The organism is Aureibaculum sp. 2308TA14-22 (genome assembly GCF_040538665.1).
In the GTDB taxonomy this organism is placed as follows: domain Bacteria; phylum Bacteroidota; class Bacteroidia; order Flavobacteriales; family Flavobacteriaceae; genus Aureibaculum.
This window is the reverse complement of the sequence record NZ_JBEWXT010000001.1, coordinates 904,488-929,959: the sequence shown is the minus strand read 5'-3', so window position 1 is coordinate 929,959 and position 25,472 is coordinate 904,488. Positions and strand designations below refer to the sequence as shown.

Annotated in this window: 20 protein-coding genes; 16 read left to right on the top strand and 4 right to left on the bottom strand. The window is 33.5% G+C overall.

Translation table 11 applies throughout. From position 1 onward, the window contains the following. Positions 1 to 40: 40 nt before the first annotated feature. Positions 41 to 1,954 (bottom strand): molecular chaperone DnaK, encoded by a 1,914-nt coding sequence (gene dnaK / locus U5A88_RS04130; RefSeq protein ID WP_354204018.1) that lies wholly within the window; start codon positions 1,952 to 1,954, stop codon positions 41 to 43. A gap of 235 nt (positions 1,955 to 2,189) precedes the next feature. On the opposite strand from dnaK, the gene U5A88_RS04125 reads away from it, so the two are divergent. The 3 genes from U5A88_RS04125 to U5A88_RS04115 all read left to right on the top strand — a co-directional run bounded on the left by U5A88_RS04125 (position 2,190) and on the right by U5A88_RS04115 (position 5,602). Then, on the top strand, positions 2,190 to 3,614 hold the full coding sequence (locus U5A88_RS04125; RefSeq protein ID WP_354204016.1) for an L-serine ammonia-lyase: 1,425 nt from the start codon (positions 2,190 to 2,192) through the stop codon (positions 3,612 to 3,614). A gap of 9 nt (positions 3,615 to 3,623) precedes the next feature. Next, positions 3,624 to 5,141, top strand: a complete 1,518-nt coding sequence (locus U5A88_RS04120; RefSeq protein WP_354204014.1) for a glycoside hydrolase family 10 protein — start codon at positions 3,624 to 3,626, stop codon at positions 5,139 to 5,141. 101 nt (positions 5,142 to 5,242) lie between these two features. Next, positions 5,243 to 5,602, top strand: a complete 360-nt coding sequence (locus U5A88_RS04115; RefSeq protein WP_354204012.1) for an endonuclease domain-containing protein — start codon at positions 5,243 to 5,245, stop codon at positions 5,600 to 5,602. A 102-nt stretch (positions 5,603 to 5,704) separates the two neighbouring features. On the opposite strand, the gene yaaA is transcribed toward U5A88_RS04115, so the two are convergent. Then, positions 5,705 to 6,463 carry a peroxide stress protein YaaA gene (yaaA, locus tag U5A88_RS04110; RefSeq protein WP_354204010.1) on the bottom strand — a complete coding sequence of 253 codons (759 nt, stop codon included), beginning with the start codon at positions 6,461 to 6,463 and terminating at the stop codon, positions 5,705 to 5,707. Positions 6,464 to 6,597: 134 nt separating this feature from the next. Here yaaA and U5A88_RS04105 point away from each other — a divergent pair, with 134 nt between their 5' ends. The 9 genes from U5A88_RS04105 (at position 6,598) to U5A88_RS04065 (ending at position 18,271) form a co-directional block, all read left to right on the top strand. Continuing rightward, the gene (locus U5A88_RS04105; protein WP_354204009.1) at positions 6,598 to 7,077 is read left to right on the top strand and encodes a GNAT family N-acetyltransferase; all 480 of its coding nucleotides are present in this window, start codon (positions 6,598 to 6,600) and stop codon (positions 7,075 to 7,077) included. 132 nt (positions 7,078 to 7,209) lie between these two features. Then, on the top strand, positions 7,210 to 7,554 hold the full coding sequence (locus U5A88_RS04100; protein WP_354204007.1) for a PadR family transcriptional regulator: 345 nt from the start codon (positions 7,210 to 7,212) through the stop codon (positions 7,552 to 7,554). 29 nt (positions 7,555 to 7,583) lie between these two features. After that, positions 7,584 to 8,216, top strand: coding sequence for a permease prefix domain 1-containing protein (locus tag U5A88_RS04095; protein WP_354204006.1), 633 nt, complete (start codon positions 7,584 to 7,586; stop codon positions 8,214 to 8,216). A gap of 231 nt (positions 8,217 to 8,447) precedes the next feature. Then, complete coding sequence (locus tag U5A88_RS04090) at positions 8,448 to 9,701, top strand: serine hydrolase domain-containing protein (RefSeq protein WP_354204004.1); 1,254 nt, start codon at positions 8,448 to 8,450, stop codon at positions 9,699 to 9,701. Positions 9,702 to 9,815: 114 nt separating this feature from the next. After that, positions 9,816 to 11,951, top strand: coding sequence for a M1 family metallopeptidase (locus U5A88_RS04085; protein ID WP_354204002.1), 2,136 nt, complete (start codon positions 9,816 to 9,818; stop codon positions 11,949 to 11,951). A gap of 261 nt (positions 11,952 to 12,212) precedes the next feature. Next, the gene (locus U5A88_RS04080; RefSeq protein WP_354204000.1) at positions 12,213 to 14,579 is read left to right on the top strand and encodes a DUF3179 domain-containing (seleno)protein; all 2,367 of its coding nucleotides are present in this window, start codon (positions 12,213 to 12,215) and stop codon (positions 14,577 to 14,579) included. Positions 14,580 to 15,247: 668 nt separating this feature from the next. Continuing rightward, a complete protein-coding gene (locus U5A88_RS04075) occupies positions 15,248 to 16,486 on the top strand; it encodes a T9SS type A sorting domain-containing protein (RefSeq protein WP_354203999.1) in 1,239 nt (412 codons plus the stop codon). A 131-nt stretch (positions 16,487 to 16,617) separates the two neighbouring features. Then, positions 16,618 to 17,631, top strand: coding sequence for a tetratricopeptide repeat protein (locus U5A88_RS04070; RefSeq protein WP_354203997.1), 1,014 nt, complete (start codon positions 16,618 to 16,620; stop codon positions 17,629 to 17,631). 271 nt (positions 17,632 to 17,902) lie between these two features. Next, entirely contained in the window at positions 17,903 to 18,271 is a 369-nt protein-coding gene (locus tag U5A88_RS04065; RefSeq protein ID WP_354203995.1) for an endonuclease domain-containing protein, read from the top strand. Positions 18,272 to 18,433: 162 nt separating this feature from the next. On the opposite strand, the gene U5A88_RS04060 is transcribed toward U5A88_RS04065, so the two are convergent. Both U5A88_RS04060 and U5A88_RS04055 read right to left on the bottom strand, forming a co-directional pair. Beyond that, on the bottom strand, positions 18,434 to 19,465 hold the full coding sequence (locus U5A88_RS04060) for an RluA family pseudouridine synthase (RefSeq protein ID WP_354203993.1): 1,032 nt from the start codon (positions 19,463 to 19,465) through the stop codon (positions 18,434 to 18,436). Positions 19,466 to 19,468: 3 nt separating this feature from the next. Further along, the gene (locus U5A88_RS04055; RefSeq protein ID WP_354203991.1) at positions 19,469 to 20,032 is read right to left on the bottom strand and encodes a PASTA domain-containing protein; all 564 of its coding nucleotides are present in this window, start codon (positions 20,030 to 20,032) and stop codon (positions 19,469 to 19,471) included. 187 nt (positions 20,033 to 20,219) lie between these two features. Here U5A88_RS04055 and U5A88_RS04050 point away from each other — a divergent pair, with 187 nt between their 5' ends. From U5A88_RS04050 to U5A88_RS04035, 4 genes are all read left to right on the top strand, one after another. Further along, a complete protein-coding gene (locus U5A88_RS04050) occupies positions 20,220 to 21,194 on the top strand; it encodes a D-alanine--D-alanine ligase (RefSeq protein WP_354203989.1) in 975 nt (324 codons plus the stop codon). 158 nt (positions 21,195 to 21,352) lie between these two features. Beyond that, complete coding sequence (locus U5A88_RS04045) at positions 21,353 to 23,767, top strand: alpha-ketoacid dehydrogenase subunit alpha/beta (protein WP_354203987.1); 2,415 nt, start codon at positions 21,353 to 21,355, stop codon at positions 23,765 to 23,767. A gap of 91 nt (positions 23,768 to 23,858) precedes the next feature. Next, positions 23,859 to 24,500, top strand: coding sequence for a tRNA (guanine-N1)-methyltransferase (locus tag U5A88_RS04040; protein ID WP_354203986.1), 642 nt, complete (start codon positions 23,859 to 23,861; stop codon positions 24,498 to 24,500). Between the two features lie 195 nt (positions 24,501 to 24,695). After that, a complete protein-coding gene (locus U5A88_RS04035; RefSeq protein WP_354203984.1) occupies positions 24,696 to 25,436 on the top strand; it encodes a murein L,D-transpeptidase catalytic domain family protein in 741 nt (246 codons plus the stop codon). Positions 25,437 to 25,472 lie beyond the last annotated feature (36 nt).

Sequence of the window (25,472 nt, the reverse complement as noted above, 5' to 3'; positions counted from 1 at the left end):
GCTTGAAACGGGATTTTTGTTATAATTAATTACTATTAAATTAATCTTCTTTTACTTCTTCAAAATCTACATCTTGCACATCATCTCCTTCCGTGGCCGAACCTTCGGTTCCAGTAGCATCTCCTGCATCAGCAGTAGCACCGCCAGCTTCTTGTTGTGCTTTGTACATTTCTTCAGAGGCTACTTTCCAAGCTTCATTTATCGTTTCCATGGCAGCATCTATTTGTGCCAAATCTTTAGATTCATGTGCTTTTTTCAATTCCTCCAACGCAGACTCTATTGGTTCTTTTTTATCAGCAGATAATTTATCTCCAAACTCTTTTAATTGTTTTTCCGTTTGGAAAATCATAGCATCAGCACCGTTGATTTTTTCAGCAGTTTCTTTTGCTTGTTTATCCGCATCGGCATTGGCCTCGGCATCAGCTTTCATCTTTTTGATTTCTTCTTCTGATAATCCTGAAGATGCTTCAATACGGATGTTATGCTCTTTACCTGTACCTTTATCTTTAGCAGATACATTGATTATACCATTAGCATCAATATCAAAAGTTACTTCAATTTGAGGTACGCCTCTTGGTGCAGGTGGAATTCCATCTAGATGAAAACGGCCAATTGTTTTGTTATCTCCCGCCATTGCACGTTCACCTTGTAACACATGAATTTCTACCGAAGGTTGATTATCAGCAGCAGTTGAAAATACTTGTGATTTTTTAGTAGGGATAGTCGTATTAGCCTCAATTAATTTAGTCATTACATTACCCATAGTTTCAATACCTAAAGACAATGGAGTAACATCCAACAACAATACATCTTTAACATCGCCTGTCAAAACACCACCTTGTATAGCCGCACCTACAGCAACTACTTCATCTGGGTTTACTCCTTTATGAGGATCTTTTCCAAAGAATTTTTTTACTTCTTCTTGAATTCTAGGAATACGAGTAGAACCACCTACTAAAATTACTTCATCAATATCTTTGGTAGATAAATCAGCATCTTTTAAGGCTTTTGCCACAGGAGTCATAGAACGCTTTACCAAATCATCTGCTAACTTTTCAAAAGCTGCTCTAGTCAATGTTCTTACCAAGTGTTTAGGGCCACTAGCAGTTGCAGTAACATAAGGTAAATTGATCTCCGTTTGTGTACTTGATGATAATTCTATTTTCGCTTTTTCAGCAGCTTCTTTTAAACGTTGTAATGCCATGGGATCTTTTCTAAGATCCATATTTTCATCTTTCTTAAACTCTTCTGCCAACCAGTCGATTATAACTTGGTCAAAATCATCACCACCTAAATGTGTGTCTCCATTTGTAGATAGCACTTCAAAAACACCATCACCAATTTCTAGGATAGAGATATCAAAAGTACCACCACCTAAATCATAAACAGCAATTTTTTTATCTTCTCCAGATTTATCCAAACCATAAGCTAATGCCGCAGCAGTAGGCTCATTTATAATTCGGCTTACTTTTAAACCTGCAATCTCACCAGCTTCTTTAGTAGCTTGCCGTTGAGCATCATTAAAATAAGCAGGTACAGTTACTACTGCTTCTTTAACCTCATGACCTAAATAGTCTTCGGCTGTTTTTTTCATTTTTTGCAATACCATAGCAGATATTTCTTGAGGCGTGTACATTCTACCATCAATATCAACTCTTGGGGTATCGTTATCTCCTTTAACCACTTTATAAGGTACACGTTCTGCTTCTTTTTTAGATTCAGAATATTTATTACCCATAAAACGCTTAATAGAATATACCGTTTTTGTAGGATTAGTTACTGCTTGTCTTTTAGCAGGGTCGCCAATTTTGCGTTCGCCACCTTCAACAAATGCTACAATAGAAGGTGTTGTTCTTTTACCTTCTGCATTAGGAATTACTACCGGCTCGTTACCTTCCATAACAGAAACACATGAGTTGGTTGTTCCTAAATCTATTCCTATAATTTTACTCATAATTTATATGTATTTAATTTTTGACTATAATTTTTGATTACTGTTTCTAAATAGTCAATCTTTATGCCAACGCTAATTTTATTGGGTTTTGACAGCATTTTTTATATAATAATGACAGAGTGGCAGATTTCTACTAATTTTGAGACATTTATAACTATCAATTTTTTAATCTTTACTCCTAAATAATCATTATGTTTTATCTATTTTTGATTGTTAATATTCTAACAATAAAATAATGGAGTGTGTTTCGGTTTTTGATATGCTAAAAATTGGTGTAGGCCCTTCGAGTTCTCATACCTTGGGCCCCTGGCGTGCCGCAGAGCGATGGATAAAAGAATTGAAAACGTCTGATAAATTCGAAAAAGTCGAAAAAATTGCAGTTGATTTATACGGTTCTTTGTCCTTAACGGGAAAAGGACATGCAACGGATTATGCCTTATTGCTCGGTTTAAGCGGTGCCGATCCGGAAACCATACCCACCGAAAGTATTGAAACCATCATCGCCGCTATTAAAAACAATAAGACTCTGGCTTTTAATAATGAAAAGCAAATTCCTTTTAATACCGAGACCGACATTGTTTTTAATAGAAAATTTTTACCTTTTCATGCCAATGGAATGAAGTTTACCGCTATAATTGATAATAAGAAAAGTAGTTCTACCCTCTACTCTATTGGTGGTGGTTTTGTGGTAAAAAAAGAACGAAAAAACGCAAAAAAGAACAAAGAAATATTTTTAAATACGTTTCCTTACCCTATAAAGTTGGGAGCGGAATTACTGGCCTATTGTAAAGATCTTGACTTAACCATATCAGAAGTTGTTTTAGAAAATGAAAAATCCATTAGAACTCCTGAAAAAATCGATCATGAATTCAATCGTATCTGGAACACCATGCTTGAATGTATGTACATTGGCTGTCATACGGAGGGTAATTTGCCTGGCGGACTCAATGTGAGACGACGTGCTTTTGATACGCACAAAAACTTAATAGGTGTTTCTTTATATAACAATCCACAGGAATGGTTGGAAGCTATTCGAAAAACGGAAGTTAAATTCCGTCAAATACTAAAATGGGTAAGTTGCTTTGCTTTGAGCGTAAATGAGGTTAACGCCTCATTAGGTCGTGTAGTTACCGCTCCAACCAACGGAAGTGCTGGGGTAATCCCAGCAGTATTGATGTATTATTTGGTCATAGAAAACCACGATGCCGATTTTGAGCATATCAAAAAATTCTTGTTGGTTGCTGGAGAAATTGGCAGTATTTTTAAAAAAGGAGCGACCATTTCAGCTGCAATGGGCGGCTGCCAAGCAGAAATAGGTGTTTCCGCAGCTATGGCCGCAGGAGCGTTGACAGAGATTTTGGGCGGCTCACCAGAACAGGTATTGATAGCTGCCGAAATTGCTATGGAGCATCATTTGGGATTGACTTGTGACCCCATTGCTGGATTGGTACAAGTACCTTGTATTGAACGCAATTCAATGGGGGCCATAAAAGCGATTCATGCCGCGGAATTGGCTTTAGAAACCGACCCGAAAAATGCAAAAGTACCTTTAGATAAAGTCGTTAATACCATGTGGGAAACAGCAAAGGATATGAATACCAATTATAAAGAAACCTCAACAGGTGGATTGGCAGTAAATGTGGCCTTGTCTGACTGTTAAATTAAAAAAATGATTAGAAAAATAGTTTACATAATAATTGTTATTTTATTTTCAATTCAATTTGTGTTTTCTCAACATATCAATCACGAATTTAGAGGGGTTTGGATAGCTACAGTCAATAATATTGATTGGCCCAGTAAGAAAAACCTTAGTCCAGCAACTCAAAAAGCCGAACTCATAAAATTATTAGATAAATTCAAGGGCATGAATTTTAATGCCGTTATTTTTCAAATCCGACCTACGGCAGATGCTTTTTACAATTCCAAGTACGAACCTTGGTCGGCCTATTTAACGGATAGTGTTAACAGTCCGCCAAAACCGTACTACGATCCGTTGGCTATGGCAATTGCCGAGACTCATAAACGGGGAATGGAATTTCATGCATGGTTAAATCCCTATCGTGTTTTAATAAATTATGAAAAAACCACTACAACTCCCTTGGCTCTTATTAAAGAGAAACCTGAATGGTTTTTAAATTATGGCAATACTACTTATTTTAATCCTGGAGTACCTGAAGTTAGGACTTATACCAATAAAGTAGTGGCGGATATTGTACAAAATTATGATGTGGATGCCATTCATTTTGATGATTATTTTTATCCCTATAAAATAGAAAACGAAGTGTTTCCTGATGCGGATGCTTTTAAAAAATATGGCGGTAAATTTTACCCAGATCAATTGGATGATTGGCGTAGGGATAATGTAAACACAATCATCAAAGAGCTGCATACTACCATAAAATCTATAAAACCTTGGGTACAATTTGGCATTAGTCCTTTTGGGGTTTGGCGTAACAAAGCAGATGATCCGACAGGTTCTGATACCGATGCTGGGCAAACAAATTATGATGACTTATATGCCGATGTATTGTTATGGCTAAAAAATGGATGGCTCGATTATATTTTGCCTCAAGCTTATTGGCATATTGGTTTTGACAGAGCGGATTATAAAAAAATAGTGGACTGGTGGTCAAAAAACAATTTTGATACCAATTTATACATAGGGCAGGCCATGTACAGATTAAATGGTGATAAACAAGACGAAGCTTGGCAACAACAAAATAAAACGGAAATTGAAAAGCAATTAGACCTCAACAAAACCTATAAAAATATAAAAGGCACTACTTATTTTAGTGCCAAAAGTTTTAATAAAAATGCATTTGGTATTAATGAAATCTTGAAAAAGAACTACTACCCATACCCTACGCTACCTCCACCAACTAATCATGCTGAAAATTTTATTCCTGAACCTGTATCTGATATAGAAATTATTAAAATAAAAAGACGTAATTATAGATTATCATGGAAAGTAATGCCCGAAAACGAAGCTAAAGAAGCTGTGAAATTTCTAGTCTATAAATTTAATCGTGACGAAGCAATGGACATTAATAATCCTTCAAAAATTATTGCTTTAACAGGAGAAACGCATTTTAATATTTACAAAAAAATTAAAAAAAGAACCACATTTGTTGTTTTTCCCGTGAGCAGAAATAATACTATTGGTGAGGGGCAGGTTTTTGTGAGGTAATTAAATAAAAGATTCCTCCCCTTTTTTCAAGGGGAGGTGCCCAGCTGATAGTTTTAAATTTAATAGCAAGTTAATGGGCGGAGGGGTTAAAAAATTAATAAATGAGTAAGCTACATAATCGTAAATATCTTGAAGAACGCAGAAAAGCACTTCGGAATAAATCGACATCAGCAGAAGCTGTATTGTGGAAGTCACTTCAAAGGAAGCAATTAAAAGGGAGAAAATTTAGAAGGCAACATAGTATAGGTAATTACATTGTAGATTTTTACTGTGCCTCTGAGAATCTTGTTATTGAGTTAGATGGAGCGGTACATTTAGATTTTGCCCAACAAAATTATGATGAACAAAGAACACATTTATTAGAAGAGTTAGGATTAAAAATTACTAGGTTCGAGAATAAAATGGTTTTCGAAAGTTTAGAACTGGTATTAGAAGTTATCGCTAGTAATTTTAAAAATTAGAGTTTAACCACCTCGTCTTTATGCTTTGCTACCGCACACATAAATCCACTCCTCCTTGAAAAAGGAGGAGAATTAAAAGTTAGCAAAATTTATTTGATATACCTATCTGGTAAACACCAACTCATTTTCAGAAGACATATTGGCATCAAAAGCATAACCTTCGGTGTCAAAACCTTTTAATTCTTCAACAGTATTGATATCATTATCAATGATATAACGTACCATATAGCCTCTAGCCAGTTTGGCATAAGTCATAATAGTTTTATATTGACCGTTTTTTAAGTCCTTAAAAACTGGAGTAATAATAGGTGATTTTAACACCTTTGGTTTTATCGCTTTAAAGTACTCTGTACTTGCCAAATTGATTACGGGTTCGTTTTCTTTCAATTCGTCATTTAGGGCTTCAGTTATCGTGTTGTCCCAATACTGATACAAATTATTCTTTCTACCTATTTTTAATCGTGTACCCATTTCTAGGCGGTAAGGTTGCATCAAATCTAATGGTTTTAACAAGCCATATTGACCCGAAATAATCCGTAGCTTATCCTGTAATTGATCTAATTTTTCTGTCGGTATTGTTGCAACATCCAACCCTCTAAACACATCACCATTAAACGCATAAATAGCCTGCTTAGAATTCTCTGGTGTAAAAGGCAAACACCATTGTTGATTCCGTTCATAATTCAATTGTCCTAAATTATCAGAAATATTCATCAATTTAGATAATTGCTTAGCACTTTTCTTTTTTAAGACGGTACTGAGTTTTTCAGCTTCGGCAGAAAAAATAGGTTCTGTATATTTTTTTGTAGGCACTTTAGATTCAAAATCTAATGACTTTGCTGGAGATATAACTATTTTCATTTCATACAGTTTCGTGAGTTGTAAAAATACAAAGCTTATTTGATTAAACAAACACAATGCGATTCAAATAATAAATACTAAAATTGAATATTTTCATTACTTTTATAACTATTAACTTTCTTTAAAAAATACCTTTGAATACACAGCATTTACAAATACGGAAGGCAACATTAAATGACCTAACTACTTTAAAACAATTTGAGCAAGAACTTATTAAATATGAACGCCCTTTTGCTCCTAATTTAAAAGATGATCCTATAAGTTACTATCATATAGAAGATTTTATCATAAGTAATGATGCTCAACTACTAGTTGCCGTAATTAATAATGAACTTGTGGGTTCTGGCTATGCATTGATTAAAAATTCTGCATCCTATAAAAAACCAGATCAATTTGCGTATTTGGGGTTTATGTATGTTTCCCCAAACCATAGAGGAAAAGGTATTAACGGAAAGCTGACTCATGAATTAATAACATGGGCAGCGACTCAAGGTATTTCTGAAATTCAGCTAGATGTTTATGCTAACAATAGTAGTGCTATAAATGCGTACAAAAAAATTGGACTTCAACCCGATTTGTTAAAAATGAGGATGGAAATTAATGACAACAAATAAAAAGAACTCGTCTTAGCATCCTGCACTACTAAGTAAAATGAAAACTTGAGATTTCGTCATTTAGAAAAAAAATCAAAAATATTTGATATACATAGAACTTCTATGTATGTTTGTATTCTCAAAGAAACAACTATGGAAAAACTATCTAAAGAATTAATTGGAGCTTCTTCTATTCCAATTATTCTATCCATCCTATCAAAAAACGAATCGTACGGTTATGAAATTATTAAAAAAGTAAAGGATATTTCTAATGGCAAAATAGCCTATGGAGATGGTACTTTATACCCTGTTTTACACAAACTAGAAAAAAAAGAATTTATTCAATCGTATTGGAAAATTGGCGACTCGGGAAGAAAAAGAAAATACTATAAACTATGTGATAAAGGAAAAAAAGAACTGGCATCAGAAAAAGAAAATTGGACAGCAATCAACCAAATAATATTAAAACTATGGAAAATAGAACCAAATTTAATTTAAAGAATAGCATAAACAGTTGGAAAGCTAACTTGTCTCAAAATCCTAATATAACAATTGACAATACCAATGAATTAGAAAGTCACATCTTAGAGGAGATAGAACAATTACAAAAAATCGGTTTAGTCGAAGAGGAAGCCTTTTTAATTGCCAAAAAAAGAATGGGAAATACAGATATGTTAACCCAAGAATTTAGCAAAGTAAACCGAAAAACATATATATTGAATAAAATTAAACCTTATATAAATGGTATTTTATTGTTTATAGCATTTCTTTCCATAACAGAATTATTCCTCACTGTGTCAATATATCTAGCCAAAGAACTGGGAACAAACGATGCCAACTTAAATTCTGTTTCAATAGGAGTACTAACTCTTATAACAATTTTACCAATAAGGTTTATATATCTATTATACAAAAATGAAAACTTAAATGTGAGGATTTTTAAGAGTTTATCCTTATTAATTATAGCCATAATCATCTTAAGAATAACTATTTTTTTTAGTACAATTTTGTTAGTTAATTCTTTAAATAAATCAAGTTTTGACAGCTTACATATCAGCTTAAAATTATATCAAATTATTTTAGTTATCTTTATTTTTACTTTCTCGTTTATCCTGACATATCATTCAAAAAAAGAAAAAAAAGTAAAAATTGCTAAATAAATATGAAAAATTTTCTTTGAAAGTATTTAACTATTTATTTGGTTTTGATTTATGCAATGTGTCGAAATTTGGATTATCCGATGAGAATGTTAATTATTTAAAAATAAGTAGCTTTTGTGCCCGTCTTTTTTTTGCTCTCTATTCTTTTTATTATTACATAATTGTAAAAAAGGAAAACAAAAATTTAATTTTGCACAGCATTACTTTTTTAATTAAAAGTAAATTAAACCCATGAAAACATTAAAAACAATTTATAGCTTATTAATTATATCATTAATAGGTAATTACAATACTTTTGCTCAATTTCAATTGACTGATTTATCAAACCCAGATAAGGCAAATATATCTAAAGATTCACTCCAAAAAATGGAAATCTATTTTCATAAGTTAGTGGATGAAAAACAATTAGCTGGTATCCAAACTGGAATACTACGTAACGGAAAACTCATTTATTTTGACAGTTATGGGTATTTGAATATTGAAAAAGAAACACCTGTAAATGAAAATAGCATCTTTAGAATTTTTTCAATGACCAAACCCATTGTATCTGTTGCGTTAATGCAATTGTACGAACAAGGAAAATTCAAATTGGACGATCCCCTTTACAAATACATACCTGAATTTAAAAAATTAAATGTTCTAAACGGTACTACCTTAGTTCCAGCCAAAAATCCAATACGGATTATAGATCTGTTAAGGCATACCTCAGGTTATAATTACGGAAATGGTCGTAATACAACACTAAACCAATACTATACTCAAGCCAATTTGTATACCTCAAAAAACAATAAAGAATTTGTAAAAAAACTGAGCACAATCCCGCTGCAATTTGAGCCCGGTACCAACTGGCAATATGGGCTGTCTACTAATATCTGCGGCTATTTAATTGAAGTGCTTTCTGGCAAAACACTAAAACAGTACCTAAAAGATTCCATTTTTGAACCTCTACAAATGAACGATACCCATTTTCAATTGCCTAGAAGTAAAGTCCATCGTTTTGCAACAGGTTACAGATGGAATGCCAACGGCGGACTCTATGTGTCAGAACCCCATGATGACAATAGATATATTAATGAAGTTACCCTTTTTAATGGTGGTGGCGGTTTAGTCTCCACCACCTTTGATTATTTAAAATTTTGTCAAATGCTTCTAAACGATGGAAGTTTAAATAACGTCAGCATTTTAAAACCAGAAACCATCGCATTAATGACTGCTGACCATTTAGATGAAACAAGAAAACATCAATCAGAAGGGCTTAGATTGCCAAATGGGGAAGCAAGTTTCGGTTTGGGCTTTGCCATTCGTGGAGAAAACCCCAATGTCTTAGAAAAAGTATATGGTTGGGGTGGAGCCGCAGGCACTTACTTTAAAATAGATGCAAAACATAACTTGGTGTATGTAATGATGATTCAACTTTCGCCTTACAGGCAGTTAGGCTTACGCCAACAATTACAGGAATTTATTAATGCAGCTATAATTGAATAAGAAGTTGTGTTTATAGCATTAATAAAAACCTTTTAAATAACACTTCCTATTTAATTTCATTCTAAACACATTTCTTCTTAATTTAACCCTCTTTAAAAAACTAACAATTAAAACATGAAAAAATTAACCACTTTTGTACTATCTGTGTTGTTTATATCAACTGCTGTTTTTGCACAAAACACTCCTAGAAAAACACAGGAAGGACATACAAATCAAAATAAATTTAGACAGCTTAAAGATGTTCTAGCAACGCCTAATAGCCAACGAACCGCCTCCGGTGCTCCTGGTGTAAATTACACACAGCAAAAAGTAGATTATGTTATCGATATTATATTAGATGATAAAAATCAAAAAATTACCGGAAGTGAAACAATAACTTACCACAATAACTCAGCAGATGAATTAACCTATTTATGGTTACAATTAGATCAAAATATGCGTGCTGCAGATTCTAAAACGCCAGATATTCAACCAAGTGCAATTCCAAAAGGTACAACAAAAGCTAGGTTTGACAAAGCCTATTTGAATGATCCTTTTGATGGTGGGTTTAACATAACAAGTGTTACAAATATAGACGACAGTAGTTTGTCACACACCATCAATCAAACCATGATGCGTATAAACTTACCGAAACCTTTAGCATCTGGAGAAACATTTAAGTTTAAGGTTTCTTGGTGGTACAATATAAACAATCATATAACCGATGGTGGTAGATCTGGTTTTGAGCATTTCCCTGAGGATGGCAATAACAGTTATGTTATTGCACAATTCTTTCCGAGATTATGTGTGTATGATAATGTAGAGGGTTGGCAAAACGATCAATTTTGGGGAAGAAGTGAATTTGCTTTAGAGTTTGGAGATTATACGGTAAACATTACCACTCCTGCTGACCATATGCTTGGAGCAACTGGAGTATTGTTGAATGAAAAAGAAGTCTTAACAAAAAAACAACTCAAAAAGTTAGCTGAAGCAAAAAAAACCTTTGATAATCCTGTTATAATTCACTCTCAAGACGAAGCCATAAAACTTGAAAAAGGCTTTTCTAAGAAAACAAAGACATGGAAGTTTTTTGCAGAAAATGTTAGAGATTATGCTTTTGCTACCTCTAGAAAGTTTATTTGGGATGGTATGGCTGTTGATATTAATGGCAAAACGGTTATGGCGTATTCATACTATACCAGAGAAGCCAATCCATTATATGGCGATCACTCTACAAGAGCTGTGGCTCAAACATTAAAAACCTACTCTAGACATACATTTGATTATCCTTACCACAAAGCTATTGGAGTGGATGGACAAATGGGAATGGAATATCCTCAAATATGTTTCAATCCTGGTAGACCTAATCCGGATGGGACCTACTCCGATAGAACAAAATATAGAATGATTGGAGTGACTATTCACGAAGTTGGACACAACTTTTTTCCGATGATTGTAAATTCTGATGAGCGTCAATGGACTTGGATGGATGAAGGTTTAAATTCATTTGTTCAAATGTTGGCAATGATGGATTATGAAGAAGGATATCCTTTACGAAGAGGGTTACCAAAAAATATTGTTGATTATATGGATGGAGATCAAGCTTATATAGCTCCTATTATGTCAAAAGGAGATAATGTATATAGTTTTGGTAACAATGCATACGGAAAACCTGCAACTGCATTGTGGATTTTACGTGAAACCATTATGGGTAGAGAATTATTTGATCATGCTTTTAGAACGTATTCTCAACGTTGGATGTTTAAACACCCAACACCTGCAGATTTCTTTAGAACAATGGAAGATGCTTCTGCTATTGACTTAGATTGGTTTTGGAGAGGTTGGTTCTATACAACTGACGTTACTGATATAGGAATTAAAAATGTAAAAAAATTCTATGCTGAAGAAAGAAAAGGAGATATCGTTAATTTTGTTCAAGATACTACAAAAACATTAAAATTTAAGTCTCCTAAAAGAGCCAATTCTAAGTATTTCTACGAAATTACATTTGATAAGCCCGGAGGCTTAGTAATGCCAATTATTGTTGAATATACCTACGCAGACGGTTCAAAAGAAAGGAAAACGTATCCCGCTCAAATTTGGAGATATAATGATAAAGAAGTTACCAAAGCAGTTTATTCTAATAAAGAAATTATAAATATTGCAATAGATCCTGATTTAGAGACTGCAGATGTAGATACTTCTAATAATAACTGGCCAAAAAAGGAGGGCAATAAATTTGAAAAATTTAAAAATAAAATAAGGGGATAATTTATAACATACATAGCGATAAAAGACATTTTTTAAAGCTTCACTTTGCAAAGTGAAGCTTTTCTTTTAAATACTAACTTCTTAAATCATCATGATGGAGTTTAATAGAGGTGAAATCAACCAAAATTTTAGGTGTAATTAGAGGCTCATTTTACCGTCTATTTTTAGGAGTTAATGTTTATATTTAAAATGAGACGGATATTTTTTTGCTTCTGGATTGGACTGAGTTGCCTACAATTGGTCAACGCTCAGAACCTCGAGTTGAAATTCCGTTTGATTGATGAAGTCACTAAAAAACCAATAGTAGACGCCCATATTTTTATAAACAACTCCAGCCTAGGTACTATAAGCGATAAAAATGGCTACTGTAAACTTAACGTTTCCAAACAGGAAACGCAATTACTCGTTATAAGGCATGTATTATACAAAACACTATCCATTAGCCCAGAGCAATATCAAAGTCTAGTGAATCGTGATACGCTCGAAATGTTTGGTAAAACTGTAAATTTGAATGAAGTTCTCCTTACGGCTAAAAAGAGTAGAAAATGGAAGAAAAATTTTAGAAGATTTAGAAAAACCCTATTGGGAGAAGGCAAAGCTGCCGCTAGTTGTAAAATTTTAAATCCAGAAGTTTTGCAATTCGAAGAAAAGAATGAAATCTTAACGGTAAATGCAACCGATCTCTTAGAAATAGAAAACGACTACTTAGGCTATACTATTCGTTTCTGGCTTGAGGAGTTATCCATCAAAACAGATGGTTCTACCTATTACAAAGGCAACGGTCAATACATTAACAAAGCAAAACCTGATGATACGCGTTATAGTAAGAGAAGAGAAAATATCTATACTCACAGCTTACCGCACTTTTTACGAAGTCTTTTAAAGAGTCCCAATAAAGCGGCACTAAAAGAATTGGGCTACGAGCTTACTTTTGAAGAGTATGAAGCAGGAACGTTTAAGACCATTCTTAATCCAACAGAATTAAGTACGCTTATTCAACCCGATAGTCTCACTGGGAATTATCAACTGCACTTTCCTGAATTTTTAACCATCAAACACCTCGGGTTAACCATGTCTTCTGAAAATGAAGTACAAGTTAACGTCTCACTTGCAGAACAGCGAAAATTGGGGTCTAGCAGAACCCAATCTCTAGGAAAAAAGGTGCAAAACCAAGTTTCTAGACTGTATAAAATAGAACCCTATTTGTTATTTGATAAACGTGGAAATATCATTAATAAAGCGGCAGTAAGAGAATACGGCTACTGGGCAAATCAGCGTCTGGCTTCCACCTTACCTATTGATTACAATAGCTTTTTAGATAGTAACACCAAGCAATCAGCACCAAAGTTAGTGGACACTCTACAAATTTTTAAGAATCTTATTGGTTACGATCAGCAAAAAAAGACAGCAGCGTTACGTTTTTTACAACAAAATTGGTCTCAAGGCTATATAGCTCCGCTACTTGATATATTGAGGTTAAGCAAAGATGATTGGCAACAACAAGAAATTAAAGCCGTATTGAACAAACATGAGCCTGAACTTAAAGCTGATTATTTTAATGGTATCCAATGGTTGTGGAAACGTTCGCCCAAATATGGAAATTACTATGCTGACTTTAAAGGATATTTGTATAGTGCTGTTGATTCTGCTTTTTATAAATACTTTACTGGAAGAGAGAACCAAACCATAATTCGATTGGACGAAATTGTTTGGGGTGGTGTTAGCAAGGACGGTATCCCAACGTTAAAATCACCTACCATGATGGCTGCCAATGAGGCCACATATCTTTCAGATACTGACGTTGTTTTTGGCCTTGTAATTCATGGAGAAGCTCGTGCGTATCCAAAACGTATTTTGGCATGGCACGAATTTCTTACGGACGATATAGGAGACCAATCTATTGCAGTTGTGTATTGTACACTTTGCGGTACCGTTATTATCTATGATACTGAATATAACGGCGTAAAGCATAAATTAGGAACCAGTGGATTTCTCTATCGCTCTAATAAATTAATGTATGACCAGGCTACGCAATCGTTATGGAATACTATTATGGGTACCCCTGTAGTGGGTCCTTTGGTTGAACAGAATATTGAGCTATCTACGCTACCTGTAGAAACCACGACTTGGGGAGCATGGCGAAAGCGGCATCCAACTACGCAAGTGCTCTCTATTGAAACTGGGCATGCCAGAAATTATGCTGAAGGTGAAGCTTACAAGGACTATTTTGCGGATGACAACCTGATGTTTCCAGTACAAAGATTGGACAGGCGTTTACCCAATAAAGCTAGGGTTTTTATACCTCGCCCCAAAAACTTTGCAGCACAACCCTTAGCCATTGCTGTAGATTATTTAAAACGTAAAAGAATTCATCACGATAAGATTGAAGATCAACGGTTGTTAATCATCACCGAAAGTAACGGAGCCAGCCGTGCCTATGCCATTGATAACCAGCAATTCAAAACCTATAAGAATGGGAAATTAAAAGATATTAATGGCGAAGTATGGCTAGTAAAAGAAGAGGCTTTGGTAGGCCCGGAAAAACAACGCCTCTTACGGATACCTGCACATGAGGTTTTTTGGTTTGCATGGGTTAATGTTTTTCCTGAAACAAGAATCATTTATTAATTGTAATTAGGTTATTTAACTATCCACCCCTATTTAATTTCATTTTAAAATATTTCTTCTTATATTTGGTGGGTAGTCGCTAAATAGAAACCCCTACTCCAACCTATTTGTAGTATTCTTCGTTTTAGCTTCTTAATTTCAATTATAAAAATAATTACAACTATGTACAATTGTTAGGCATTTATACAATTGTTAGGCACTATTGGGCGAAAGTAATTTAAAACGCGAAAAAAGATTGCAAAAAACACTGGTAATTAGAGAATTCCTTAAGCGGAGACGTTCCAATTCGCGTGGACAATCTTTAAAAAAATAAAAAAGACAATTGCTGTGCGGAATTAATTAAAATTTAAAAGTTTTTTACAATCTGTCCGGGGGAATTTTAAACGGGGGAATTGAATATTGACGCGGGAAACCAAATGTTGCGAAAAAAGATGCCAATTGGAATGGAACAAGAGCAACAGAGCCTAACAAGGTATAAAAAAAATAGGGCGGATAGTGCTTAAGATAAGGGTTTTGGCTATATTTACGAGGTCGCCAAATCTTTAGATTTGGCAATTAAAAAGAAAAAATAATCACAAAATACAAAAGCTTTGGCTTGAGCCAGATCGAAGGTCAGAGAATTTTAACAGCCCTACTTTTCTTATGCTGGGCGTTGCCAATAATTAAGAATGAAAAAATTATTAAAAATTTTCATGTTATTTAATATAATGTTTGTTCATGGACAAACAGTGAATATTCCAGATCAAAAGTTCAAGAATACATTGTTATCAGCCACTAAAACAAATCTAATTGCAAAGGACCTATCAGATAATTGGGTTGCAATAGATATTAATAATGATAATGAAATACAATTAAGTGAAGCTCAAAACATATCTTCTTTATATATTACTTATAGGGATATTGAGTCCTTAGTTGGTATATCATCTTTTACTGCACTAATCCGATTAGATTGCCGTGGAAATAAGCTTTCAACTTTTGATCTTAGTAACAATATATCTTTGACCCATTTAAATTGTTCGGATAACGACCTCATTGATCTCAACCTAAATAATAATATCTCCTTAACAAATTTAGTATGTGCAGATAATAAACTTTCAAATCTAGATGTGAGCAATAATACCTCTTTACTATCATTATCATGTAGTAGGAACAAACTTTCTAACCTAGACCTAAGCAAGAATATATTGTTAAAATCCCTTGGATTAGAAAGAAATGAGATTTCTAACATCGATTTTAGAAATAATGTTTCATTAGAATATTTAGATTGTTCTTCAAATAATCTTTCAAATCTTGATGTAAGTAATAACACTTCTTTAACATATTTACAATGTGGTTATAACTATACTATTTCACATCTTGATGTAAGTAACAATGTATCTTTAATTGAGCTATATTGTGCCTCAAATAACTTTTCCACTCTTGATTTAAGCAATAATATGTCATTGATACGTATTGAATGTGGATTTAATGAAAATTTAACATCCATCAATTTCAAAAATGGTAATAATCATAATTTTGACAATTCTGATCCTACTGCAACTCCATTTATTTTGCTGCCAAATTTATCAACGGTATGTGTTGATGATATAAATAACGTCGAGTTTTTGTCGAACTTTGGGCCTTCAGTTAATTTTACAGAAAATTGTAGAACTCTTCATTCAAATGAATATTTCTTGACTAATTTATCTTTATACCCTATTCCAACCTCAAAAAATCTGCATATAAGAACCAATTCTATTATTGTTCAACTAGAAATTTTTAATAATATCGGACAGTTAATATCTTCATATTCGGATTCAAATGGATTAATTAAAATTGACACTTCTGAATTGCATAAGGGACTTTACTTTTGCAAAGTGACAGATGACAAAGGAATTTCGGGAACAAAAAAAATTATAAAAAAGTAAACACTATTGGCAACAACGTGTAGAATTAATTGCTAGTTCTAACGTATTTACTCTTTTTGATGCTCCTTATAACCTAGCTTATCGAAATCAACTAAACTTATCTAACCATTACCCATTATAAAACAGAAAAAATGAAACCAATAATAACAATTTTACTCTTACTTTTAATATCCATTCCAAGTTTTGCACAATCAACTATAGAAGATTTTGTAAAAGAAGGCATACAACAACACGATAAAGGTGAATATGACAAAGCTATTGACACCTATAAAAAAGCGTTGGAAATAAACCCTAAATCTACACTAGTAAATTACGAAATTGCTCTAAGCTATTTTTCAAAAGCAGATTATAAAAAAGCCATCAAACATGCAGATGTGGTACTTAAGCAAAAAGCTGAATATATGAATCAAGCCTATATGACCAAAGGTTCAGCTTTAGACATGTTAGGTAAAACAAAAGAATCTATTAAACTTTTTAAAAAAGCCATAAAAACAACTGAACCTCATTATTTATTACATTACAATCTCGCACTAAACTATTTTAAAATAAATAAGTTAGACGATGCAGAAGAAAATGCGATTAAAGCCATTGAAATTAACCCAAATCATGCCAGTAGTCATTTAATGTTAGCCAACATTCATAATCAAAAAGGTAATGCTGTTCAATCCGTCTTGGCTTCACATTACTTTCTTTTTTTAGAACCAAATTCTAAAAGATCGAATGAAGGCTATCAAATACTTCAAAAAAACTTTGGAGGAAATGTATCAAAGGATAAAAATAAGTCAAACTCTGTTAACATTTTACTTTCTCCCAATAAAGACGATAGGTTTGGAGCTGCTGAATTAATGATTGGTTTACTAGAGGCTTCTAAATACTCAGAGGAAAACGAAGGAAAGACTGAAGATGAAATGTTTGTTAAGAATACTGAATCATTTTTTAAAATTCTAGGTGAGCTGAAAAAGGAACAAAATAAAGACATTTGGTCAACTTTCTATACCCCTTTCTTTTATAGTTTAGCCAAAAGCGAACATTTGAAAACCTATTGTACTTATATTACTCAAATTGGTAATGAAAACTCCAAAAAATGGTTAAATGAGAATGAAAATAAATTGGTTGATTTTGATAATTGGTTAAAAAATAATTAATATTTACTTCTGCTAAGGGGAATTGGTCTAAAGTAATCTGTAGCATCCTTAACATAGACAAAAAGATAGTAACCTATCTCCCCTTTCTTCTGCAAAAGCAGAATTCATCCCCCTCTTTACACAAGAGGGGAACCAGATAACATTTATAATTTAGAGAAAAAAGTTATAATTTTACTAGTAATTTTATTCTGAACTGGTTCCTCCCTTGTGAAAAGGGAGGTGTCCTGACGATAAGTCTGGACGGAGGGATAGTTTTATATATTTGTTTTGAATGAATAACAAAAACGGCCATAACAATAAGAAATTATTAAACTTAAGAAAGAAACTTAGGTCAAATCTAACACCAGCAGAAGTTTTTTTATGGAAGTATTTAAAGGCAAAACAACTTGATGGTAAAAAGTTTTCTAGACAACATAGCATTGGAAATTATATAGTTGATTTTTACTGTGCTTCAGAAAAATTAATTATTGAGTTGGATGGTGAAGTACATAATAATACTGCCGCTCAAGAGTATGATTTAAAAAGAACTAACTATCTGAATGATTTAGGTTACACCGTAATTCGTTTTGAAAATAAATTCGTTTTTGACTACTTGCCTTCAGTTTTGCAAGAAATTAGAAATAATTATAAATCTCAATAAAACTATCTCCCCTTTCTTCTGCAAAAAAGCAGAATTCATCCCCCTCTTTACACAAGAGGGGAACTGAGTAACATTTAAATTTTAGATAAAAGATTATAATTTTTACTTATTACTTTGTTGGGAACTGGTTCCTCTCTTGAACAAAGGGCGGAGGGATAGAAATTATTCTTTCTGATGCACCGTATAACTCCGCCATTTTTCAATAGCCTGTTGCATATCTAAAGGCAATTCAGAATTAAATTGTAGTTTCTTTTTGGTAATAGGGTGTATAAACCCCAAGGTTTTGGCATGCAAGGCTTGTCTGGGTAATAGTTTAAAACAATTATCTACAAATTGCTTGTATTTGGTAAAAGTTGTGCCTTTTAAAACTGCATTACCGCCATAACGTTCGTCACTAAACAGGGTATGGCCAATATGTTTAAAATGGGCTCTAATTTGGTGGGTTCTGCCCGTTTCTAATTTACATTGTACCAAGGTAACATAACTAAAACGTTCTAACACCTTATAATGTGTAACGGCAGGTTTACCATGTTCCCCATCAGGGAAAACACTCATTTGCAATCTGTTTTTTAAGCTTCTACCTATATGGCCTTCAATAGTACCTTCGTCTTCTGCTACATTGCCCCAAACTAAGGCATAATACAACCGCTCCGTGGTACGGTCATAAAACTGATTTGCCAAATGAGACATGGCAAATTCGGTTTTGGCAACCACCAACAACCCACTAGTATCTTTGTCAATACGGTGTACTAGCCCTGGGCGTTCATTGGAGTTTGTGGGCAGGTTTTCTACATGATGTATCAATCCGTTAACCAACGTACCATTATAGTTACCATGACCTGGATGTACTACCATTCCCGCTGGTTTGTTCACCACCAGTACCTCATTGTCTTCGTAAATAATGTCTAAAGGAATATCTTCGGCAACCAATAAATTTTCATGCGGCGGATGTGCCAATACAACACGTACCACATCAAATGGTTTTACCTTGTGGTTGGCTTTTACCACAGCATCATTTACCAATACATTGCCCGCTTTTATAGCTTGTTGAATTTTATTACGAGTAGCGTTTTCAATAAAGTTCATTAAAAACTTGTCTACTCGCAACGGTTCTTGACCCTCAGCAGCAGTAAAGTTGTAATGCTCGTATAAATCGTCTTGATCGTTATCTATTTCGTGATTGTCGTTATTCATACATTACTGATCCTGTCCACCAGTTCCATCACCTAATACCAAGTCAATTACAGAATTTTTAGGCACTAAGTCGCCCATTTCCAATTCCTTACCCTCATGTTTCATTTTTCGGACAACATCTCTACCCAAGTCAGGTACGTATTGGTATTTCCCTATTTTAAACCCGATAGATTTTAAATGGGTCTCTACCTGTCTTTTAGTTTTATTCAACACATCAGGTATCGGAATTTTTTTATAACTAGACGGATTTAAGGTCAAGTATATTTTTCTATTTTCCTTAACATGATCGCCCGCCTCAGGGTCTTGATCTATTACCGATTTTGGTGGATATTCAGGATTAAAACTTGCAGAATCAATAACAACAAAATTCAAACTTAAATTCGTTAATGTAGTTTCAGTATCAGCCAAAGACATTTTTTTCAAATCAGGCACCAATATTTTCTGATCGTGATTTGTAGTATAGGCCAATAAAGCTTTTAAACCAAAAACCACGGCAATTACAATAATGCCCATTAAAATAATGGTTCTGATAAAAATTTTACTTTTTAAATACTGAATGATTTTCATCTGTTAATTTTTATTGATTTTCAAAGGTCAGACGGAATTAGCCAATTAACATTTTGGTCGCAACAACTTTCAGTTAAGGCTAATTTCATGCGTATAATTTTAACTGTTACAAACTTACGTAAAAAAGAAAAAAGCTATCTGTTTTTTTGATACTTTTGTTTTTGAATGATCAGAACTCATTTCTACAATGAAAAATATAGCAATAATCATGGGAGGCTATTCCTCCGAGGTCAATATTTCTTTAAAAAGCGGTAACGTTGTTTTTAGCCATCTGAACCGGGAAAAATATAAGCCTTACCGTGTACATATTCTAAAAGAAAAATGGGTAGTTTTAGATGATAATGCAAATGAATACCCAATTAACAAACATGATTTTTCTACAGAAATAAACGGTACAACAATTACTTTTGATTGTGTTTTTAATGCAATACACGGCAATCCCGGCGAAAATGGGGTAATTCTTGCTTATTTTCAGTTGTTAGGTATTAAACATACCTCAGCACCGTTCTACCAAATGGCACTGACCTTTAACAAGCGTGATACACTAAGTGTAGTAAAAGCATATGGTGTTAAAACAGCTACTTCCGTTTATTTGAACCAAGGTGATACTATTGATGAAGATGCCATATTTGAAAAAGTAGGTTTGCCCTGTTTTGTAAAACCTAATAATGCGGGTTCTAGTTTCGGAATTTCTAAAGTTTCTAAAAAAGAACAGTTAGCTGCTGCTTTAGAAACAGCTTTTAAAGAAGATACCGAAATACTTATTGAATCGTTTTTGGACGGTACTGAGGTTTCTATTGGTGTTATTGAATACGAAGGAAAAGTAAAAGTACTGCCGCCTACTGAAATTGTTTCTGAAAATGACTTTTTTGATTACGAAGCCAAATATTTAGGGAAAAGCAAAGAAATTACACCTGCCAGAATTTCTGAAAAGAAACTACAAAATCTGAATGCAGTTGCTGCCCAAGTTTATAAAATATTAAACATGAAGGGCTTTTCCAGAGCCGAATATATTTTTATTGGAGATGAACCTCATTTTATAGAAATAAATACAGTACCTGGGTTAACCTCCGAGAGTTTATTACCCATGCAAGCCCAAGAAGCTGGAATTAGTTTGGAGGACTTGTTTGGTAATGCCCTTGAGGAGGCTTTAATAAGTTAATTCTTATTTATATGCACCAAATTAGGCAATATTTACCTCCCAGTTTCCTTTTCAATTTTCCGTGAATAGTATTTGACTCAGCCAAAAATGAACTGTCAATTTTTTTGATTTTCTTTTCTAAAAATCGTACTTTTGCAGAACTTCCGTAAAAGCAATATATGTCAGAAAAAACAATAACATCAGAGCATAAATTATCGTTTGAAGAATTTAAAAAAGAAATTCTTGAAGACTATAAAATTGCTGTTATTAGTAGGGAGTGTAGTCTTTTAGGAAGAAGAGAAGTCTTAACGGGTAAAGCAAAATTCGGAATTTTTGGTGATGGAAAAGAAGTGCCTCAACTGGCAATGGCAAAAGCGTTTAAAAATGGTGATTGGCGTTCTGGCTATTACCGTGACCAAACCTTTATGATGGCTATTGGCGAATTAACCCCTGAACAGTTTTTTGCGGGATTATATGCCCATACCGATATAGTTGCTGAACCTTATTCCGCTGGAAGACAAATGGGCGGGCATTTTACTACACATACCCTTAACGAAGACGGCACTTGGAAAAACCAAATGCAACAAAAAAACATTAGTGCAGATATTTCCCCTACTGCTGGGCAAATGCCTCGTTTGTTAGGCTTGGCTCAAGCCTCTAAAATGTACAGAGAGATTCCTAAGCTGAAAAAACATACTACTTTTTCTAATAACGGTAACGAAATAGCTTGGGGCACAATAGGAAATGCCAGTACTTCTGAAGGGCATTTTTTTGAAACTTTTAATGCTGCTGGAGTTTTGCAAGTACCAATGGTTATTAGTATTTGGGATGATGAATACGGCATTTCTGTTCACGCCAAGCATCATACTACAAAAGAAAGTATTTCAGAAGTATTAGAAGGTTTTCAGCGTACCGATGATGTAGATGGTTATGAAATTTTCACCGTCAACGGATGGGATTACTCAAAGCTGATAGATGTTTATAATGAAGCTTCAACCATTGCCAGAAAAAACCATGTTCCTGTTTTAATTCATGTAAAAGAGCTAACGCAGCCTCAAGGACATTCAACTTCAGGTTCGCACGAAAGATACAAAACCACTGAGCGTTTGGAGTGGGAAACAGCTCATGACTGTAATGCTAAAATGAAAGAATGGATTATTGAAGTTTTTGAAAATGAAGAAGAACTCATAACTATAGCAAAAGATGCTAAAAGAGAGGTTAGTGCTGCTAAAAGGTTAGCTTGGAATACTTACTTACAAGATATAGTTCATGCACAAAAAGAAGTTGTATCGTTACTCGTTAATTTAGCACAAAAGAGCAATAACAAACCATTTATATTAAAGCTAAAAAACGATTTAGAAGCCATAAAAGATCCATTAAAAAAGGATGTGCTATCAACTGCAAGAAGGTGCTTGGTGTATGTTCGGAATGAAAATAGCAAAGAAAAAGATTTATTAATTAAATGGATTAAAAATTTTGATAAAGAACAACATCAAAATTACAGTGCACATCTTTACAGTGAAAACGAAAATGCGGCCACTTCGGTAAAAGAAGTTAAACCAACTTATCCTGAAGAAGCTGAAATTGTTGATGCCAGAATTATTTTAAGAGATAATTTTGATGCTCTTTTATCACAACATGAATCTCTGCTTATTTTTGGAGAAGATGCAGGTAAAATTGGTGATGTAAATCAAGGCTTAGAGGGTTTACAGCAAAAATATGGTGAATTAAGAGTAGCTGATACAGGTATTAGAGAAGCAAGTATTATGGGGCAAGGCATTGGAATGGCTATGAGAGGGTTAAGACCTATTGCAGAAATTCAATACCTCGATTATTTACTATACGGATTACAAATTTTAAGTGATGATTTGGCAACACTTCGTTACAGAACTTTTGGCAGACAAAAAGCTCCGTTAATTATAAGAACAAGAGGACATCGGTTGGAGGGAATTTGGCATTCTGGTTCGCACATGGGAGCGGTTATCCACCTTTTAAGAGGTGTTTATATTTTAACACCAAGAAATATGACCAAAGCTGCAGGTTTTTATAATACACTCCTAAAAAGTGATGAACCCGCTTTAATTGTTGAAAATTTAAATGGCTACAGGCTAAAGGAAGATTTACCGTCCAATTTAGGTGAATTTACTACGCCGATAGGTGTGGTAGAGATCATAAAAGAAGGTGTAGATATTACTGTGGTCTCTTATGGATCTACGTTAAAATTAGTAGAGGAAGCCTCAAAAGAGTTGCTTAAAGCAGAAATTGATATAGAAATTATCGATGCCCAGACATTATTACCATTTGATATTGACAACCAAGTTGTTAAAAGTATAGAAAAAACAAACAGATTAGTTGTTATTGATGAAGATGTGCCTGGTGCGGCTTCTGCATATCTTTTAGATCAGATTATAAACAAACAAAATGCTTATCAATTTTTAGATAGCAAACCTTTAACTATTACGGCCAAAAGTCATAGGCCTGCCTATGGCACCGACGGCGACTACTTTTCAAAACCTTCAATTGAAGATATTTTTGAAGGTCTTTACAATATTATGAATGAGGTTAATCCATCGAAATACAATAAATTATATTAACAGTCTCTACTTTTTTTATGCTTTAACTTTCATGTTTAGAAGTAATTATTTACTTTTGAACGCTGAATTATACAACTCTAAATTAAAATAAATGAAATTCGCCAAAATTCTAATCACATTTCTCCTTTGCGTCGCGGTAACAGCTACTGTTTTTGCCCAAAAAGAGGAAGAAAAAGGTTCCTTAAATAGTGGAACTATTGAAAGTCAGTTCGATTATTTATATAAAAAATCAGCTAAATGGACAGATCCCAGAACTGGGCAAGTTTACAGATCTATAAAGCTTAATAATTTATTTAAGTTTAGAGACAATGTTGCGGATTCTCTAAAACAAGCTAGAAAAATTTATTTAGAAAGTCAAAATGTAGTAAGTAGTCAAAAAGCCAACATAGATTCTTTAAATGTTAAACTAGAAGCAACTAAGGGAAATTTAACAGCAGTTACCGAAGAAAAAGATAGTATAAAACTTCTTGGACTTCCGATGAGCAAAGCGGGTTATAATACCATATTATGGTCTATAATTGCAGCTTTAACTGGTTTACTATTGTTTTTTATAGGTAAATTTAAACGTAGTAATAGTATTACTGTTGAGGCAAAAAAGGCCAAAGCCGAAATTGAAGAAGAATATGAAGGGCACAGACAACGCTCTATAGAACGTGAACAAAAATTAAGAAGAGAGTTACAAGACGAATTGAACAAGCAAAAATACGCCGACAAAACCACTAAGAAAAAATAGATTATCTATTTTTTCTTTTTTTAAATGCAATAAAATTGACATAAAATTGTTATTATTTTTTGTTGCTGTGAATTAAGTTTTTTTTAATTGATTTTTTTCAACCCAATTATTATTAAAAAAGATTTGAAAAAAATTAGCATTGTAGGTAGGAAAAATACCACTTAGAATGTTTAATTACCAAAGAAACTAATTTATATGTATAAAAAAATACTTACTTTAACTATCAGTTTTATCTTAATTTTTCCAATCTACGCAGGAAAAACACCAACATCGACCTTTAACGAATCAGAAAAAAAGCCTTCAAACACCGAGCGTACTTTTTCGTCATATTCTGAAGAAATTTACCAAAGAATCAATGATAACGACTTAGATTTTGATGCTTTTAAACATGGGTTAAAAGGTTATGTGCAATTACAAAACAAAGGTGAATTAAATAATTCAAAGTATTTAACCATAATTGACATGAGTGTTTCTGCCAATACAGAGCGGTTTTATATCATAAATATGGAAACCCAAACTATTGAACACAAAAGTGTTGTAGCTCACGGAGAAAAATCAGGTTTAGAATTCGCCAAAAAATTCTCAAATAAGGTAAACAGCCATCAAACAAGTATTGGTTTTTATAAAACCGCTGAAACATACCATGGCAAACATGGTCTTTCTTTGCGTTTGGACGGATTAGAGTATTCTAACAGCAAAGCCAGAGAACGTGCAGTAGTTATACATGCTGCTGACTACGCAAATCCTGATTTTATTAAATCAAATGGAAGATTAGGTAGAAGCTGGGGTTGCCCATCGTTACCAGAAAAAGATTACTCAACAATTATTTCTAAAATAAAAGAAGGTAGTTGTTTATTTATTTATTATCCGCAAGAAAAGTATTTATCTAAATCAAAGTTTATAGCTACTGATAATCTTTTGGCTTCGAATAAATAAAACTGAGGAAAATACAACTAACAAAAACGGTCTGGA

What these genes read in the sequence shown, in the direction of transcription:
- dnaK (WP_354204018.1), bottom strand. Translation starts at nt 1,954, where the DNA reads ATGAGTAAAATTATAGGAATAGATTTAGGAACAACCAACTCATGTGTT.
- U5A88_RS04125 (WP_354204016.1), top strand. Translation starts at nt 2,190, where the DNA reads ATGGAGTGTGTTTCGGTTTTTGATATGCTAAAAATTGGTGTAGGCCCT.
- U5A88_RS04120 (WP_354204014.1), top strand. Translation starts at nt 3,624, where the DNA reads ATGATTAGAAAAATAGTTTACATAATAATTGTTATTTTATTTTCAATT.
- U5A88_RS04115 (WP_354204012.1), top strand. Translation starts at nt 5,243, where the DNA reads ATGAGTAAGCTACATAATCGTAAATATCTTGAAGAACGCAGAAAAGCA.
- yaaA (WP_354204010.1), bottom strand. Translation starts at nt 6,463, where the DNA reads ATGAAAATAGTTATATCTCCAGCAAAGTCATTAGATTTTGAATCTAAA.
- U5A88_RS04100 (WP_354204007.1), top strand. Translation starts at nt 7,210, where the DNA reads ATGGAAAAACTATCTAAAGAATTAATTGGAGCTTCTTCTATTCCAATT.
- U5A88_RS04090 (WP_354204004.1), top strand. Translation starts at nt 8,448, where the DNA reads ATGAAAACATTAAAAACAATTTATAGCTTATTAATTATATCATTAATA.
- U5A88_RS04085 (WP_354204002.1), top strand. Translation starts at nt 9,816, where the DNA reads ATGAAAAAATTAACCACTTTTGTACTATCTGTGTTGTTTATATCAACT.
- U5A88_RS04075 (WP_354203999.1), top strand. Translation starts at nt 15,248, where the DNA reads ATGAAAAAATTATTAAAAATTTTCATGTTATTTAATATAATGTTTGTT.
- U5A88_RS04070 (WP_354203997.1), top strand. Translation starts at nt 16,618, where the DNA reads ATGAAACCAATAATAACAATTTTACTCTTACTTTTAATATCCATTCCA.
- U5A88_RS04065 (WP_354203995.1), top strand. Translation starts at nt 17,903, where the DNA reads ATGAATAACAAAAACGGCCATAACAATAAGAAATTATTAAACTTAAGA.
- U5A88_RS04060 (WP_354203993.1), bottom strand. Translation starts at nt 19,465, where the DNA reads ATGAATAACGACAATCACGAAATAGATAACGATCAAGACGATTTATAC.
- U5A88_RS04055 (WP_354203991.1), bottom strand. Translation starts at nt 20,032, where the DNA reads ATGAAAATCATTCAGTATTTAAAAAGTAAAATTTTTATCAGAACCATT.
- U5A88_RS04050 (WP_354203989.1), top strand. Translation starts at nt 20,220, where the DNA reads ATGAAAAATATAGCAATAATCATGGGAGGCTATTCCTCCGAGGTCAAT.
- U5A88_RS04045 (WP_354203987.1), top strand. Translation starts at nt 21,353, where the DNA reads ATGTCAGAAAAAACAATAACATCAGAGCATAAATTATCGTTTGAAGAA.
- U5A88_RS04040 (WP_354203986.1), top strand. Translation starts at nt 23,859, where the DNA reads ATGAAATTCGCCAAAATTCTAATCACATTTCTCCTTTGCGTCGCGGTA.
- U5A88_RS04035 (WP_354203984.1), top strand. Translation starts at nt 24,696, where the DNA reads ATGTATAAAAAAATACTTACTTTAACTATCAGTTTTATCTTAATTTTT.